Raw genomic sequence first — 15,003 nt, 5'->3', positions numbered from 1 at the left:
AATGATTTATAGATTCCTAAGTAACTTTTTAACACCTTGCGCCCCAATCTGGAGTTTTAAGGCATCAAGTATTTCGTAGACATCTTCTATACTCTCAGCGTTGTTAATAGCCTCCTGAAAACTTTCTCTTTTACTAGGTTCCACTAAATTTATCAGGTAATAAATTGTAAAAACTAACTCGATATACTTAGCTTCTTTCTGGACTTGATTTCTTATCTCCTCGACAAAATTTTTTATATTTTCAGACACCATCTATATCACCAAGATCATAATAGAAAAAATGGATATAGAAAAATTGATTAAAGTTCTATATATTAATAATTTTTGTTTAGAAGGGTTAAATCATAAAGTTCACTTCACATCAGAGATATATATTAACTATCCCAAACTACATTACAAGGTTAATTCAGTATTTAATTAATATTTTAATTAATTAATATTTTAAACTGATTAATATAATGATTATTTTGATAATTTTCTATTTTGATGTATTTATATTATACTTACAAATTAAAAAGTTGTGGTGACAATGGACAAATTTACAATAGAATACGATAAAGAAGAATTTGAAGAGAAATATAAAGACAAAATAAAGCAGTATATTAAACGTAAACTATCAGAGAGTACTATAAAGAATAATATTTTCGAGTTTGATATAGAGGATTTCTTAAGGAATTTTCCAGAAGCTTGTGAAGTAAACGATATAATCCTAGAGTATCCTATAGAAGTTGAAAAAACCCTCCTCGACGTATTTAAAGAAACCTACAAGGAAGTTTTTGGGGAAGATAGTAGGACAGAAAAGGAATTAGAAAAGATTTGTATATCTCTAAAGAACCCTATAGGTTGTGAGAAGAAAATAGAAAATATAAACTCCTTTGACATTAACAAACTTTTAACATTTGAAGGAGATATCATATCTGCAGGTAAAGTATGTGCCCTACTTAAGGTGGCCCGGTTCGTATGTCCTGAGTGTGGATGGAACATAACACATACAACATATAACTACTTCGAAAAGATACCGAAGTATATATGTAAAGTATGTGAGAAAAATGATCGTAGGGTGGAGATGGAGTTAGACTTAGATAGCTCTATCTATGTGAATATCCAGGAGTTGGAGATACAACAACCTATAGATCTGATGAAGAATCCAGAAGATCCACCAAAGAGTATAAAAGTGTTTCTGGAGAACTCCCAGGGGATATACTCAGGAAGGGTAAAAGTTGTAGGAACTGTTATGAGAAAAAGAATCCGTTCCAGCCTAAACATGCCTATTTTTGAGATATGTGTAAGGAGTAACAGTGTATCCCTGATCGAGGATTATCAGAAGATAGAAGTTAGAGATGTTCTTAAACCTGATCTTATAGAGGTACTGAATGAACTAGGTAAAAAGAAGAACATAGTGGATATACTATCTAATTACCTCATAGCACAGATTAAGGGATATAATATTGTAAAAAAGGCAATATTCCTACAACAGATAAAGGGATGTACAAAATTTCTACCTGATGGTACTCCTCTAAGGAGAGACAGCCACATACTTCTAATTACAGATCCTGGGGTAGGGAAATCTACCATGTTAAGGAAGATAGCAAGACTTTTCCCTCAGAACGCCTACGCTTCAGTTACTACAGCAACAGGTGGAGGTCTTACAGCCAACGTTTTAAAAGAGAGTACAGATATAGGGGATGGATGGGTGGTGAAGCCTGGGGTGTTTGTAAAATCTAACGGAGGTACTGCCTGTATAGATGAACTTACAGTGGATAAGAATGTTATGAAATACATCCTCGAGGCCATGGAGTCTCAGACTATCCATGTAAATAAAGGAGGTATAAATGTAAAACTCCCTGCAAGATGTGCTGTCCTTGCAGCCTGTAACCCAAAGAGGGGAAGATTCGATCCCAACTTAGGGATTGTTGAACAGATAGATATACCTCCTCCACTCCTGAGTAGATTCGATCTAATATTCCCACTTAGAGACATACCAGATAGAAGAAGAGATGAAGAGATTGCAGAACATATTTTAGATGTCCATATAGAGACAGTAACTAAGGATTACTCTGTATTAAAACCTATTGAGGTAGACGGTATCGTAGTAGACGAAAACCTAATGAAGAGTTATATCATCTACGCTAGAAACTGTGTATACTTCGAGGAGAACCAGGAACTCTTTATGGAGGATGATGTAGATGAAAAGAAGTTAAAGAACCCACATCTAACAAAAGCTGCAAAGAAGATCATTAAGGACTTCTATGTAAATATGAGAAGGTTGGGAGAGGGAGATAACCCAATACCAGTTACAGCCAGACAGTTAGAAGCTATTATAAGGATATCCGAGATGCATGCAAAGGCAAGGTTATCAAAAAAAGTTGAAGAGGGGGATGCAAAGGTAGCCATCGAGATTATAGAGGAGTGTCTAAATCAGGTTGCCTACGATCCAGAAACAGGGAAATACGACATAGGAAAAATCATGGGGCAACTACCCAAGTCAAAATACGACAAGATGGACAAGATACTAGAGATTATAAAGGAACTCTCTGCACTCTCTAACGATGGTTTAGCTTCAGAAGATGATATAATAGAGAGAGCCTCTGAATTTGGTATATCTAAGAAGGAGGCAGAGGATCTATTGGATAAGTTAAAGAGAAATGCCGAGATATACTCACCGAGATTTGGATACTATAGGATTACATAGGAAAATTATATAAACATGTGAAGGCATCTAATTTTAAATGGTGGATGATGATCGGTGGTAGCTTCTGACCTGTGATGATTGATGGGCGGACTGACACCGTTATTTATTTTTATCTCCTTTTCTCATAACCATAGAAAATGCTAGCGTTCCAACAGGTCCAGCCACGATTATAAAGAGTGCTACAGTATCCGCAAAAGGTATATTAAATGCCTGGGAGAGTACTACTAAAAAGGTAGCTATTATTATAGCCATTAAACCTTCTCCAATGAGTACGTTGGATGTATTCCTATGGAAACAGAGTTTCAGCGATGAAAGTGCTCCAATCATCAGGGAGAACATGGTAAAATACATGACATACTCGTTCATCGATATCCCCCATTGAGACATGGTATATTGTGTTAACAACATTACTTCTTTTATTCAGTACCCGGAATAATTCAAGGAGATTATCAGAGAGTTTATTTTTTCATTGTTGATTTTATTTTTGTTAATAATAATTATAATAATTACCAATAAATTATTTTAATTTTTTTTAATTTTTCCATTATTAAAATTTTAAGGAAATTTTTTTATATTATTCCTAAAATTCTCACTCTCTCTTAAATTATCCTTAAATATTTTATAGCCCATACAATAAAAATTAGAGCTCCAAGTACTACTACAAACCATACCCAGAGAGTTATAATATAATAAAGTTTATACAACCTCTCTATATTTTTCGGGTTGTTCAAAATCCTCTTAAATGGGTCTACACCTCTGTACTTTCTTTTTTTCATTCTATCACAGGTCCTATTTTAAAGAGGTAGACTGTAGTAGTAGGAAGGTGTCTCCTAACTATTCTTACCTCAGGTTTGTAGATATATAGAGAGTTCTCCTCACTAAAGGGGTTTATTTCTCTTCCAAGTATTTTAGATATTATCTTTACTTCCTCACGGCCACTGATCTTCACAGTACCAGACTCTAAGGAGGCATCTATCTCTAAAACTATAGGTATCCTTAGATCTAGGTTGTCAGTTAAACCTTTCAGTAAATTTAACTCCCTCTTTTTTATCCTATGTCTCTTTCCATTTATGACAACATAGGGTTTTTCTTCTTCTAAAAGTTCCCTCAGTGTTTTTTTCCTAAAGTTTATATTTAAACTATGTAAGAATCTGTAGATCTCCCTATCCATATATATCATCTCCTATTTAATACTATAAATAAAAAAGTATAAAAATAATATTTAAAAAATTTAAAAAAAATAATAAAACAGCAGGGTGATACAGATGCTAAGTGTAAATTTAAGGGCACTTTCTATAGTAGAAGAAATGATAAAAAAGAAGGATGAGTTAAACATAGAAGTAAAAACCTTGGAGAATGGGGCAAAGGTTATAGATTGTGGAATAAATGTTCCCGGTAGTTTCGAAGCAGGTAAGGCTTTTACAAAGGTATGTTTAGGGGGATTGGCAGATGTTGGTATCGCCTTAGATGAGGGATTAAACAACGAACTGGCACTTCCTTCTGTAAAGGTGATCACATCCCATCCTGCAGTAGCCACCTTAGGTTCCCAGAAAGCAGGCTGGGCTATAAAGGTTGGTAAATACTTTGCCATGGGTTCAGGACCTGCCAGAGCCCTTGCAAAGATGCCTAAGAGCACATACGAGGAAATAGGTTACGAGGACAATGCCGATGTAGCTATACTATGTTTAGAATCTTCAAAACTTCCAAACGAGGACGTCGCTCAGTACATAGCAGATAAGTGTGGGGTAAATGTTGAAAACGTCTATCTCTTAGTTGCTCCAACAGCATCCCTTGTAGGTTCTATACAGATCAGTGGTAGGGTTGTGGAGAATGGAACCTACAAGATGTTAGAGGTACTAAACTTCGATGTAAAGAAGGTTAAATATGCAGTAGGTATTGCACCTATCGCTCCAATTGTTGGAGACGATTTAGTTATGATGGGTGCTACCAACGATATGGTGCTCTACGGAGGTAAAACGTATTACTACATAGAGAGTGATGAAGGAGATAACATAGAAGATCTGTGTAAAAACCTGCCTTCTTCTGCATCATCAGACTATGGAAAACCATTCTTAGAGGTATTCAAATCTGCAAATTATGACTTCTACAAAATAGATAAGGGAATGTTCGCCCCTGCAGTAGTAACGATAAACGATATAAGGACTGGAAAAGTAGTAAGTTCTGGAAAGATAAATGTTGAGGTAATTAAGAGATCCCTGAATTACAGAACTATTTAAATATTTTTTTCTAATTATTTATTTTATTATTATTTTTATATTTTTTATAAAATTTTTACATTAAAATTTTTACATTATAATAATTATAAATAGGTGAAGTTATGATTCTCTTAGATTTAGAGTTAAGGGATTCCCCAGGAGAACTTCTAAAGGTTCTGACGCCTATATCTGAGATGGGTATAAATATTCACAGTGTTATACATCTAAGGGAGAAAAAGAGTGATGGTAAGGTGCCTGTTAGGATAGTACTTGAGGATCTAGATGAGAATACCTTAGAAAAAATATTGGAAAAACTTGAAGATAGTGGTATTGTAGTCACTAAGGTAAATAATAACGTTAGAAAGATGGATATAGACGTGGTAGTTATAGGACATGTTGTAGATACGGACATAAGAGACACCATAGATAGATTTAACAAATACGGTTTAGTTGTAGATCTCGATCTAACTATGCCCCATCCTTTTAAAGAGTCCTCTGCAAGGATGAGGATAGTAGTAGAGAGTGATAAGTTAGAGGATCTGTGTAGAGAGATGGAGAGGATCTCGAAGGAAAAGGATCTTTTATTTATAAAATCCTTTTAGATCTACGGGGGGAACATGAAGGTAATACTGGTAGGTTTTGGAGTAATTGGGAGAGGAGTTATCAACGTCATAAAGAGGAAGAGAGAGTATCTTAAAAAGAGATACGGTATGGATCTCAAGGTAGTTGCTATATGTGATAGTAGTGGTGCTGCAATAGATGAAAATGGTTTGGATCTAGATTTAGCCTTAGAAGTTAAGAAAAAGAAAGGAAAGATAGCTGAGTATCCAGATAAAGGTGTATCTCTACCAGCAACAGAAGTTATAGAAACCCTCGATGGAGATGTCCTCATAGAGGCGACACCTACAAATATAGAAAATGGAGAGCCCGCAAAAACATATATCATTCAGGCGTTTAAAAGTGGAAAACATGTGATAACGGCGAATAAGGGGCCTCTTGCCCTCTACTTCCAGGAGTTGATGTCCTACGCCAAAAAATACAACAAAATATTTAGATACGAGGCATCTGTTGGAGGTGCCATGCCCATTATTAACTTAGCAAGGGAGACCCTAGCTGGAAACGAGATTATAGAGATAAAGGGAATATTAAATGGAACTACTAACTATATCCTCACAAAGATGGAGAGGGAGAACTTAGACTTCGACACCGTACTTAAAGAAGCACAGGAATTAGGTATTGCAGAGACAGATCCCTACCAGGATATCAGTGGGCTTGATACCGCTGCAAAGATAGTGATTCTTGCAAACTCTATTATGGATATGAACGTCACTATAAAAGACGTAAAAATAGAGGGGATTACGAGGATAACCCCCGAGGCACTTACCATGGCGAATAAAGGAGGATATACTATAAAACTCATTGGAGAGGTAAAGAAAAATAAGTTAGAGGTAGGTCCCAAGTTGATACCCTTAGACGACCCTCTCAATGTAAAGGGATCCTTAAATGTTGCTAAGTTATACACCGACTTAGCCAAAGAAGTTATAGTCGTTGGAAGGGGTGCTGGAAGTATAGAAACATCCTCTGCAATCCTAAGTGACATTATCAGTATATATCTACAGATGAGCAAACAGTAAAAATGGAGATTATAATTTTTTCCCTTCAGGTGAAAAAATTCTACAATTATTTGCTCTAAGATGTCCTTAAATACTAAAAGATAAGATAGAACTCTGTTAATTCTTCTCCTAAGGGGTTGTTGGGTTCTTACTCTTAAGGAACTTCTCCCCCAGTCGAATATACCTTTCATCTCCAACTTTCTTAATGATCTTAAAGTACTCTTCCATCCTCTTAACCATCTCTACCCTTTTCTCCTCATTGACAATATTTAGCCGGGAGTAGAGTACAGCCATCTCCACAATGAGGCCATCTGCCCTGGAGTAAGGCGTTACAGGAGGACTGTTTATATCCCTTTCTAGGAGAATCCTTCCCTGGATCACCATCAGTTTTGAATCTCCATACTCATCCTTGATATCTACAAATTTCCTTTTAACAATTTTTACAACGTATATCTTGTAAGCATCGGAGAGATAGGGGAGAGCAATATCACTGTATTCTATAGTACTGTAATTCCCCTTATCGTCGTATACAGACTGAGCTAGAAGGTAGGGAGAAGTAATATTTACTACAAAGTAATTCTCCTTCTTCAGTATATCGTAGGTATGGGACCCCTCATAGAGGTGAAGTTTAACCCAATTATCTTTAAAATATACCCCTATAGGAGCCCTGTTGTATTTTCCATTTAAGGCACAAGTGATCACCACCTCGTATCTCATGCTATCCCCTAAAGTATATGCCCTGTCTAGTACCTCTCCTTTTAAACTCTGTGATCACGTCGTTGAGTATAGCTAATCTACTTAACTTCCATTCTGGAGATACCGTTATCTCCTCAGGTACCTTATCCTTTGAAACCCTCTGTATAAGTACATAGGGAGAAGTATGTTCTAAGAAATCACAGAGAAGTTTTATGTACTGTTTTCTATCTAAGGTTCTATACTCCCCCCTCCAATACATCTCCTCCAACTTTGTATCTTTAACTACAACTAAGGGATATATCTTAAGGGCGTCTATCCCTAACCTCGATAGGGATTCTGCAGTATCCATCATCTCCTTCCAGGTCTCACCTGGCAACCCAAGTATAACATGCCCGCATACGAAGATACCTCTCCTTTTACACTCTAATATAGCCTTTATAATATGGGACACATTATGCCTCCTATTTAGTAGATCTAAGGTTTTTTGATGGAAACTCTGAATACCCAAGTCTATCCAAATTTCATACCCCCTTTTTACATAGCCCTCCAAGATATCTAAGACCTCCCTACTTAAACAGTCTGGCCTGGTACCTAAGGAAAGTCCTATTACATCTGAATAAGATAGAGCAAGGTCCCACAACTCCTTTAACCTCTCAGGATCTCCGTAGGTGTTTGTTCCAGGATAGAAATAAATATAGAATTTACCTATTCCCTTCTTTTTTTGATTTTCCATCTGTTTTTCAATTTGATACTTCAGGGAGTATTTACTGTCACAGTACTTTACACTTATAGGCCTACCCATCTTTGGACAGAATATACAACCTTCGGTATCTAATGTACCATCTTTATTTGGACATACCAACCCACAGTCAACAGGTATTTTAAATACTTTGTATGGTCTTATCTTCTTCATATATAATCCATACTGGGCTATAGGGTGTCCTTCTCTGTATATGGATTCTACAATCTCCCTATTGATACCCAGTTTATACATACTATCACTAATTTTGTAGTTAGTGCATAGACAAAAAAATAAGAGTGTTTTAAATTATAGATAGACTTTAAAAAATAGTGGGTAGTCTTGACAAAAAACATGTTTAACTATCGTGGTAGTTAATAGTACTGTATAATATTATTAATAAAATTATTGTAATAATTATTAATATTTTTTATTTTTTTATAAGTCCCTAACGTAGAGAAATACTTCATACTCCTTTCCATTTTCATCGTAAGCCTTAGTTTTTACCCTGTAGTAATACTCCCCTTCATCCTCAAAGTGATCAAAAACTTTTAACTCTTCTTCAGTTATATCTAGCAGTATAATACCGGGGACTTCAGATCCTTCTCTTCTCCTAACACCATAATAACCTATAGAATAATCAAAAAACTTCTCATATCCCTTTATTTTTCCTTTCTTCTTTTCTGGTATTCTATTTATCAACATAAGTAGAACATCATCTTTCATTAATTCCCCATATACAAAGAGGTTCATAGTACCACTCTTGATTACCCTAACAGATCAGTTAAATCCTAAAAAAATCCTGTAAGGTACTCTGTCTACTTTCACTTTTAAGTTCTTCCTTCGATATTCCCAAAGCCTCCATTATTCGTATCACAGGTGGGAGGACCTGGTTATCTATGTAGTAGTTTACATCGTAGTTCTCTGCATCCTCTGGCAACTCTGCCCTCTCACTTATAGGTTTACTACCACTGGTAATGATATACCCAATTACATCACCCACTTTCAGTCTACCTCCATTCCTCAAGATTTTTTTAGCAACTTCAACATGGGGGGCGGTTGTTTTGTACTGGGATATATCCTTTGTGATCTGTGTGTATATAATCAGATCCTCCTTATTTATTCTACCTTTTCTCAGATCCTCGATTGTGTTGATGATGATATCCTTTGCCATTTTAATATTTCCTTTCTCCAGTAGTGCCTTTAGCACTTCCCTCTGTGTTTTCTTGGCTATGTTGGACCAATCCCTTCTTACAAGTTCCAATCCCTTTATTATTATCTTACCGTTCTCATCGATAAGAGCATATTTTTTCTTTGTAACGAATAACCCCCTTTTATAGTACCCCTCAAATTCCAACTCCATATTCTTTGGAAGTTTTTTATTTATCTCTCTTAAAAATTCGTAGGTTCTCTCCAACAACTCCTCTTTGCTCTTTATACCATCCATAGTAACATATAACCCATCTGTATCTGCGTATATTACCTTAAACCCGTATCTCTCTCCCTCCTCTATGGTTTTCTGTATAAACATCCTACCTAAGTAGGTTATTACCTCGGCACACTCCTTGGAGTACCACCTGGCCCTTGGATATGCCAGATAACCGTAGTGACTATTGGCCAGCACTTTTAAGGACCTCTGCTCGTAATCTAGGAGAGAGTAGTGGGAGGAGTTCCTATCTATCCTCTTTAACTTCTTTTTTATCTCCTTTCTCCTCTCTATTAACTTGTAGAGTACTTCAGGTATAAGCCCCCTCCTCCTTCTACAGAACCAGTGTCCATGTATTTTTTCAGATTCTCCCTCACAACATTCACAGTCTATGGTATCAGGGCTTATATTATAGGATATTATTATAGAAGGATAAAGGGATCTGAAATCCATACTTACTATATTCTCATGAATACCTCTAATAGGTTCCTTTACATATCCTCCTTCGTAGTACTCGTTAAGTCTTCTCTTATACTCCTCCTCAGAAGGCCTGTTAGGTGCTAAGAAGTTTTTTCTATACGAGTATCTAAGTAGTAGGTACTCTACCATCTGGCTACTACTCATCCTACAAACCTCAAAAGGTGTCTGATTTACAATCCTCGAGAACATCACCTCCAAAGGTAAAAAGTACTCTCCAACTAGGTAGGTGTAATAGGCATCCTGGAAGGAGTACTCAACGAGGTTTCTATCTTCCTCCTTCCATAACTTAGATATATTCCTATGTCCAACCTCCAACTTACGTACTCCAAAGAGTTCATAACATACATCCTCCAACTTATACTTGCTTAAGTTTAACGTCCTCCTCACAATGGGGTAAAGATCTATATGTATTTTTCCGGGGATATAACTTCTTAAATGCATTCCTCCTCTTGAGATTCTTATATCCAGGGGAATATTAACACCTAAGTACTTGGCCCTCTTCACTAAGTAAGGAAAGTCGAAGTTATCTCCGTTGTAGGTATATATTAGGTCGTAATCCTTTAGAATCTTAACAACTCTCTTTATTAATTCCTTCTCATTCTCCACTAACTCTAAGTACTCATGTTCAAAGGGTTTGTAAGATAGAACTTTCTTCATTCCCTGCGAGTAGAAACTCACCATAAGTATAGGATCTCTATCTGGTACAGGCTCCCTACCCTCACAGTACACTTCCATATCAAAGGCTACTGCCTTCAATTCCGGTATTTCGTTGCCCACTATTTCTCTTTCTTTATCTTCAATATTTCTGTAGTATATCATCGGAATTATGTCGTTGTCTATGAGGTATCTCTTTGTAAAGGGGATATCATGTTCGTATATTTCTCCCAACTCTCTAAGTACTCTAAGTTTTGGCACATCTTTGGGATACTTCACAACCACTTTTGTAAGTGTCTTCTTAATGATCCTATTTCTACCCTTAAGATTCCTGTCTATCATCGCCCTCTCTATAGTTTCAAGTTTCTCTATATGATATAGCAACTCTTTATGGTTTTTTTCAAGATATTTTTTAATATCTTCTATAGGTGCATCTACATAAAAGTAAGGTTTAAAATTCCTATCCTTTATAAGGCCATTTAATAGATAGAGATATATGCACCTATCGTGGGGGTTGTAATCCACATCTATTAAGACGTTTATACTCATAGTTACACCTTCGGGGATTAATAATGTCTATTAGGTAAAATCAACAAAAAATTTAGGTTCTTATCAACGTTAAAATATTAAAAATAAAGAAGGGTAAATGTACGGTATTTATCTTTCCATGTGATGTTTTAAGTAATTATGAATACTAGAATTTTATAGTTGGTATTTGATGATATTTGAAGAATTCCTGTTTTTTATTATTTTTTACCTTTATCTTTAATAATGTTTTTGCTATTATGCCCTCTTAAAAATAAAAGCATAAGGGTGATCTTTTATGAAAGGGGAACTCCTGGCACTTATTATAGCGATGATGTGGGGGATATTTCCAATTATTGAAAAGAAGGCGTTAAATTATATAGATCCCTCAATGGCACTGTTTTTAATGGTATCTATGAATTTCATTGTAATATCTGTCATCTATATTTTAATGGGAAAAGTAAGCATAGGGAGCCTCAAATCCCTTCCTGTTGAACCTGTTATTTTCCTTGGGATAGTATCACTTGCAAGTGTTTTATCCACCTATCTATACTATAAAGCTCTAAAACTTTCCTCACCTTCAAAAATCGTGGTAATTACCAGTATATATCCTTTCTTTACAATAGTTGTCAACTCTATTTTGACAAGGGATCTTCCATCTATCAAGATGATGGTTGGGGCTTTTTTTATATTCTTAGGGATATACCTTGTAATGGATTGCTTTTAAAAATTAAAAAAACTTAAATATAGTAAAATAATAATAATTATTGGCAAATAATAATCATCAAACTAATTATAATATAAATAATAATAATCTATAATAATCATAAATCAGTTGATTTTGTTAAATGATAAATCAGGTGGCAGAAATGTTAAAAAGGCTAAAGAGAGTTATCTTTGGAAATGATGAACCACCAAAACAACTTCCAATTAAGGATGACGAGTATATTATCGTAGGTGAGGAAGCATCTGCCTACGAGATAAAGGGAGATGAAGAGATACCATTACCAGAATCTAAAATAGTGTCTAAATTAAAGGTAAAAAGAAGAGAACCTCTATTGGATGAAGAAAATATAAGTGAGGGAAATGAGAAGGAAGGGGATATGAAAAGTGAGACTAAGGTAGTTGTCCAGAAGATCCTACCTAAGGTATTGACAGTTAGAATGAAATCTCCACACGAATTTGAAACCTTAAAGAAGATAATTGACCATGATGTGATCATTATAAACCATGAGGAGATTACCCTTGAGGCTTTTGAGAAGATATTCTTAGATTTTAAGAAGTATATGGAGACTTTGAATTACTCCCTCTGGAAAGTTGATGACAACGTAATTTTAATAGTCCGTTCTGATATAGACATCGACAGGTATAGATCTGAGACAGTTGTTGAGAATGTCAGGAATAACAACTAAGGTGGTAGTATAAAATTAGCCATCACAGGAACACCTGGAGTAGGAAAATCTACTATCTCTAAATATCTTAAAGATAGACTAATGAAGAAGGGCATCTCCGTTAGACATGTAGATCTTACAAAAGTTGTAAAGAAGAACAAACTCTACATAGAGAAGGATGAATATATGGACTCCTATGTAGTAGACTTTCAAAGACTTAGGGAGTATTTAAAAGATTTGAAGGGAGATTTTGTAATACTCGATGGACATATAAGTCATCTATTAGATGTAGATTACATCGTAGTCCTCAGGTGCAATCCCCAGGTAATAATGGAGAGGTTGAAAAGACGAGGTTATCCAGAGGAGAAGATTAAAGAGAATGTGGGGGCAGAGATACTAGATGTCTCTCTTGTGGAATCCTTAGAAAGATTGAAGAATGAGAATATACCTGTATACGAGATCGATACTACCAGCAGAAGCATAGATTTCATTCTAAATGAAATTATACATGCTGTTGAAAATAAGAAGATAAATTATGGAGTAGTAGATTGGCTGGAAGATTACTTTTTTATGATTAGAGAATTAGAATAATCTTATAACAACAAATTTTTCGGGGGTTTTTATGGAGAATAGTATAAAAATATCTGAAAAGGATGTACTAGTACCTTTAGACGTTCCACCAGATAAAAGAAATACTTATATAAAGAATTATCTTAAATTAACCCAAAACACTGGAAGACTGATGCTCTTTGCAGGAGATCAAAAGATAGAGCATTTAAACGATGACTTCTACGGCCCAGGGATTCCAAAAGATGATGCAGATCCTGAACATTTATTTAGAATAGCTTCCAATGGGAAAATAGGAGCTTTTGCTACACAGTTGGGACTTATAGCTAGATATGGTATGGACTATAGAGATATCAACTACGTAGTGAAGATAAACTCAAAAACTAACCTTGTTAAAACCTCCCAGAGGGATCCTATAAGTAGAGCCCTAGTTACTGTAAAGGATGTTGTGGAGTTCAAGAATTATTCAAAACTTAACATATTGGGGGTTGGTTATACAGTGTACCTAGGTAGTGAGTATGAACATGAGATGCTCTCTGAGGCCTCTAGGGTAGTGTATGAAGCTCATAGACATGGGTTAATAGCGATACTTTGGATGTATCCAAGAGGCAAGGCTGTTAAAGACGAATATGATCCCCACCTAATAGCTGGAGCCGCTGGAGTTGCCCTATGTCTTGGTGCAGATTTTGTAAAGGTTAACTATCCAAAGTGTGAAAATCCTGCAGAGGCTCTTAAAGAAGCTGTCTTAGCAGCAGGTAGAACTAAAGTAGTGTGTGCAGGAGGTAAATCTAAAGATCCTAAGGTATTCCTTCAAGAACTCTACGACCAGATACACATAAGTGGTGCAGCGGGAAATGCCACAGGTAGAAATATACATCAAAAATCCTTCGAAGAGGCTGTAAGAATGTGTAATGCTATATATGCTATCACCATAGAGAATAAAAGTGTAGAAGAAGCGTTGGAGATATACTATGGAAAATAAAATTTCTTTTACTCTTCTTTCAATCTTTTAACAACCTCCTGAGCCATCTCAAATGTTGTAAGGGAGCCACCGAGATCTGGCGTTGTAAGTCCCTTCTCCAGCACCTCCTCAAGTGCTTTCTCTACTCTGTTGGCAACTTCGTCTTCTCCTAAATATCTCAACATAAGTACTCCAGTTAGTATAGTAGCAGTGGGGTTTGCTATACCCTTACCTGCAATATCTGGTGCAGAACCATGTACAGGTTCAAAGAGTCCATATCTATCTCCAATGTTTGCAGAGGGTGCCATTCCCAGTCCTCCAACTGTCCCAGCAGCTCCATCTGATAGGATGTCTCCAAAGAGATTGGAGGTAACAACAACGTCAAAGGTTTCAGGTTTTGTGATGATATACATATTCATGGCATCTATGTAGTAATCCTCCGCTTCTATATCTGGATACTCCTCTGCAACCTCGTAGAATATTCTTTTAAATACTCCATCTGTCAGTTTTAGGACGTTAGCCTTGTGGGCACAGGTAACTTTTCCCCTTTTACCTTCCCTCTTTCTCCTCCTTGCCAGGTCAAATGCAAATTTAAATATTCTCCTACAGGCTTTTTCCGTAATTACCCTCGTTGCAGTATATACTCCCTCTGCAACCTCGGCCTCTATACCCTTATAAAGACCTTCTGTATTCTCCCTTACTATTACATAATCAATGTTATCCTTCAGACACTTTATACCTCTGTAGGATTTAACAGGTCTGACGTTGGCGTAGGTATCAAGTATCTTTCTCAACTTAACTATCACGTCTGCTGCAGTCTCCCCAGCAGCTCCAAAGAGTACCGCATCACACTCCTTTGCAATCTCTACAGTTTCTTCTGGAAGGGCAATACCTCTCCTTTTAAATACCTCATCCCCAGCCTCTCCATGTACAAATTCAAAGTCCAAACCTGTAGCCTTTAAAACTTCTAAGGTTGCAGGTACAACTTCCTTTCCAATACCGTCTCCCTCTATTACACATATCTTATACATCCTTTCACCTAA

17 protein-coding genes are annotated in these 15,003 nt (G+C 36.1%); 8 read left to right on the top strand and 9 right to left on the bottom strand.

Annotation, left to right across the window (positions count from 1 at the left end; translation table 11 throughout):
- Positions 1-6 precede the first annotated feature (6 nt).
- Positions 7-252 carry a hypothetical protein gene (locus tag MHHB_RS00335; protein WP_131006635.1) on the bottom strand — a complete coding sequence of 82 codons (246 nt, stop codon included), beginning with the start codon at positions 250-252 and terminating at the stop codon, positions 7-9.
- Between the two features lie 277 nt (positions 253-529).
- On the opposite strand from MHHB_RS00335, the gene MHHB_RS00330 reads away from it, so the two are divergent.
- Positions 530-2,692 (top strand): AAA family ATPase, encoded by a 2,163-nt coding sequence (locus tag MHHB_RS00330; protein ID WP_131006634.1) that lies wholly within the window; start codon positions 530-532, stop codon positions 2,690-2,692.
- A gap of 99 nt (positions 2,693-2,791) precedes the next feature.
- On the opposite strand, the gene MHHB_RS00325 is transcribed toward MHHB_RS00330, so the two are convergent.
- The 3 genes from MHHB_RS00325 to MHHB_RS00320 all read right to left on the bottom strand — a co-directional run bounded on the left by MHHB_RS00325 (position 2,792) and on the right by MHHB_RS00320 (position 3,863).
- On the bottom strand, positions 2,792-3,058 hold the full coding sequence (locus MHHB_RS00325; protein ID WP_131006633.1) for a hypothetical protein: 267 nt from the start codon (positions 3,056-3,058) through the stop codon (positions 2,792-2,794).
- Between the two features lie 233 nt (positions 3,059-3,291).
- Positions 3,292-3,468 carry a hypothetical protein gene (locus MHHB_RS06470; RefSeq protein ID WP_192893780.1) on the bottom strand — a complete coding sequence of 59 codons (177 nt, stop codon included), beginning with the start codon at positions 3,466-3,468 and terminating at the stop codon, positions 3,292-3,294.
- A complete protein-coding gene (locus MHHB_RS00320) occupies positions 3,465-3,863 on the bottom strand; it encodes a DUF61 family protein (protein WP_131006632.1) in 399 nt (132 codons plus the stop codon). The genes MHHB_RS06470 and MHHB_RS00320 overlap by 4 nt, the downstream gene beginning before the upstream one ends.
- Before the next feature lie 94 nt (positions 3,864-3,957).
- On the opposite strand from MHHB_RS00320, the gene mch reads away from it, so the two are divergent.
- The 3 genes from mch (at position 3,958) to MHHB_RS00305 (ending at position 6,542) form a co-directional block, all read left to right on the top strand.
- Positions 3,958-4,929 (top strand): methenyltetrahydromethanopterin cyclohydrolase, encoded by a 972-nt coding sequence (gene mch, locus MHHB_RS00315; protein WP_131006631.1) that lies wholly within the window; start codon positions 3,958-3,960, stop codon positions 4,927-4,929.
- 101 nt (positions 4,930-5,030) lie between these two features.
- The gene (locus MHHB_RS00310) at positions 5,031-5,510 is read left to right on the top strand and encodes an ACT domain-containing protein (RefSeq protein ID WP_131006630.1); all 480 of its coding nucleotides are present in this window, start codon (positions 5,031-5,033) and stop codon (positions 5,508-5,510) included.
- Between the two features lie 15 nt (positions 5,511-5,525).
- The gene (locus tag MHHB_RS00305; RefSeq protein ID WP_131006629.1) at positions 5,526-6,542 is read left to right on the top strand and encodes a homoserine dehydrogenase; all 1,017 of its coding nucleotides are present in this window, start codon (positions 5,526-5,528) and stop codon (positions 6,540-6,542) included.
- A gap of 108 nt (positions 6,543-6,650) precedes the next feature.
- On the opposite strand, the gene MHHB_RS00300 is transcribed toward MHHB_RS00305, so the two are convergent.
- The 4 genes from MHHB_RS00300 to MHHB_RS00285 all read right to left on the bottom strand — a co-directional run bounded on the left by MHHB_RS00300 (position 6,651) and on the right by MHHB_RS00285 (position 11,059).
- Positions 6,651-7,238, bottom strand: a complete 588-nt coding sequence (locus MHHB_RS00300; protein ID WP_131006628.1) for a DUF447 domain-containing protein — start codon at positions 7,236-7,238, stop codon at positions 6,651-6,653.
- Position 7,239: 1 nt separating this feature from the next.
- Complete coding sequence (locus tag MHHB_RS00295; protein WP_131006627.1) at positions 7,240-8,211, bottom strand: TIGR01212 family radical SAM protein; 972 nt, start codon at positions 8,209-8,211, stop codon at positions 7,240-7,242.
- Positions 8,212-8,394: 183 nt separating this feature from the next.
- On the bottom strand, positions 8,395-8,709 hold the full coding sequence (locus MHHB_RS00290) for a gamma-glutamylcyclotransferase family protein (RefSeq protein ID WP_131006626.1): 315 nt from the start codon (positions 8,707-8,709) through the stop codon (positions 8,395-8,397).
- A gap of 31 nt (positions 8,710-8,740) precedes the next feature.
- Positions 8,741-11,059 (bottom strand): DNA-directed DNA polymerase, encoded by a 2,319-nt coding sequence (locus MHHB_RS00285; protein WP_131006836.1) that lies wholly within the window; start codon positions 11,057-11,059, stop codon positions 8,741-8,743.
- Positions 11,060-11,339: 280 nt separating this feature from the next.
- Here MHHB_RS00285 and MHHB_RS00280 point away from each other — a divergent pair, with 280 nt between their 5' ends.
- The 4 genes from MHHB_RS00280 to MHHB_RS00265 all read left to right on the top strand — a co-directional run bounded on the left by MHHB_RS00280 (position 11,340) and on the right by MHHB_RS00265 (position 13,981).
- Positions 11,340-11,768 carry an EamA family transporter gene (locus MHHB_RS00280; RefSeq protein ID WP_131006625.1) on the top strand — a complete coding sequence of 143 codons (429 nt, stop codon included), beginning with the start codon at positions 11,340-11,342 and terminating at the stop codon, positions 11,766-11,768.
- Between the two features lie 142 nt (positions 11,769-11,910).
- Positions 11,911-12,453 (top strand): hypothetical protein, encoded by a 543-nt coding sequence (locus tag MHHB_RS00275; protein WP_131006624.1) that lies wholly within the window; start codon positions 11,911-11,913, stop codon positions 12,451-12,453.
- 9 nt (positions 12,454-12,462) lie between these two features.
- Complete coding sequence (locus MHHB_RS00270; protein WP_131006623.1) at positions 12,463-13,023, top strand: adenylate kinase family protein; 561 nt, start codon at positions 12,463-12,465, stop codon at positions 13,021-13,023.
- Positions 13,024-13,054: 31 nt separating this feature from the next.
- A complete protein-coding gene (locus MHHB_RS00265; protein ID WP_131006622.1) occupies positions 13,055-13,981 on the top strand; it encodes a beta/alpha barrel domain-containing protein in 927 nt (308 codons plus the stop codon).
- 8 nt (positions 13,982-13,989) lie between these two features.
- Here the strand turns inward: MHHB_RS00265 and leuB are convergent, their stop codons facing one another.
- A complete protein-coding gene (gene leuB, locus MHHB_RS00260) occupies positions 13,990-14,991 on the bottom strand; it encodes a bifunctional 3-isopropylmalate/3-methylmalate dehydrogenase (RefSeq protein ID WP_131006621.1) in 1,002 nt (333 codons plus the stop codon).
- Between the last annotated feature and the right edge of the window lie 12 nt (positions 14,992-15,003).

It is taken from the genome of Methanofervidicoccus abyssi (assembly GCF_004310395.1).
Taxonomy (GTDB): domain Archaea; phylum AGJL01; class Methanococci; order Methanococcales; family Methanococcaceae; genus Methanofervidicoccus; species Methanofervidicoccus abyssi.
Note: the sequence above shows the minus strand (reverse complement) of the source record. Positions and strands in the feature narration are given on the sequence as shown.

Coding starts and splice junctions, on each gene's coding strand:
- MHHB_RS00335 (WP_131006635.1), bottom strand. CDS start 252: ATGGTGTCTGAAAATATAAAAAATTTTGTCGAGGAGATAAGAAATCAA.
- MHHB_RS00330 (WP_131006634.1), top strand. CDS start 530: ATGGACAAATTTACAATAGAATACGATAAAGAAGAATTTGAAGAGAAA.
- MHHB_RS00325 (WP_131006633.1), bottom strand. CDS start 3,058: ATGAACGAGTATGTCATGTATTTTACCATGTTCTCCCTGATGATTGGA.
- MHHB_RS06470 (WP_192893780.1), bottom strand. CDS start 3,468: ATGAAAAAAAGAAAGTACAGAGGTGTAGACCCATTTAAGAGGATTTTG.
- MHHB_RS00320 (WP_131006632.1), bottom strand. CDS start 3,863: ATGGATAGGGAGATCTACAGATTCTTACATAGTTTAAATATAAACTTT.
- mch (WP_131006631.1), top strand. CDS start 3,958: ATGCTAAGTGTAAATTTAAGGGCACTTTCTATAGTAGAAGAAATGATA.
- MHHB_RS00310 (WP_131006630.1), top strand. CDS start 5,031: ATGATTCTCTTAGATTTAGAGTTAAGGGATTCCCCAGGAGAACTTCTA.
- MHHB_RS00305 (WP_131006629.1), top strand. CDS start 5,526: ATGAAGGTAATACTGGTAGGTTTTGGAGTAATTGGGAGAGGAGTTATC.
- MHHB_RS00300 (WP_131006628.1), bottom strand. CDS start 7,238: ATGAGATACGAGGTGGTGATCACTTGTGCCTTAAATGGAAAATACAAC.
- MHHB_RS00295 (WP_131006627.1), bottom strand. CDS start 8,211: ATGTATAAACTGGGTATCAATAGGGAGATTGTAGAATCCATATACAGA.
- MHHB_RS00290 (WP_131006626.1), bottom strand. CDS start 8,709: ATGAACCTCTTTGTATATGGGGAATTAATGAAAGATGATGTTCTACTT.
- MHHB_RS00280 (WP_131006625.1), top strand. CDS start 11,340: ATGAAAGGGGAACTCCTGGCACTTATTATAGCGATGATGTGGGGGATA.
- MHHB_RS00275 (WP_131006624.1), top strand. CDS start 11,911: ATGTTAAAAAGGCTAAAGAGAGTTATCTTTGGAAATGATGAACCACCA.
- MHHB_RS00265 (WP_131006622.1), top strand. CDS start 13,055: ATGGAGAATAGTATAAAAATATCTGAAAAGGATGTACTAGTACCTTTA.
- leuB (WP_131006621.1), bottom strand. CDS start 14,991: ATGTATAAGATATGTGTAATAGAGGGAGACGGTATTGGAAAGGAAGTT.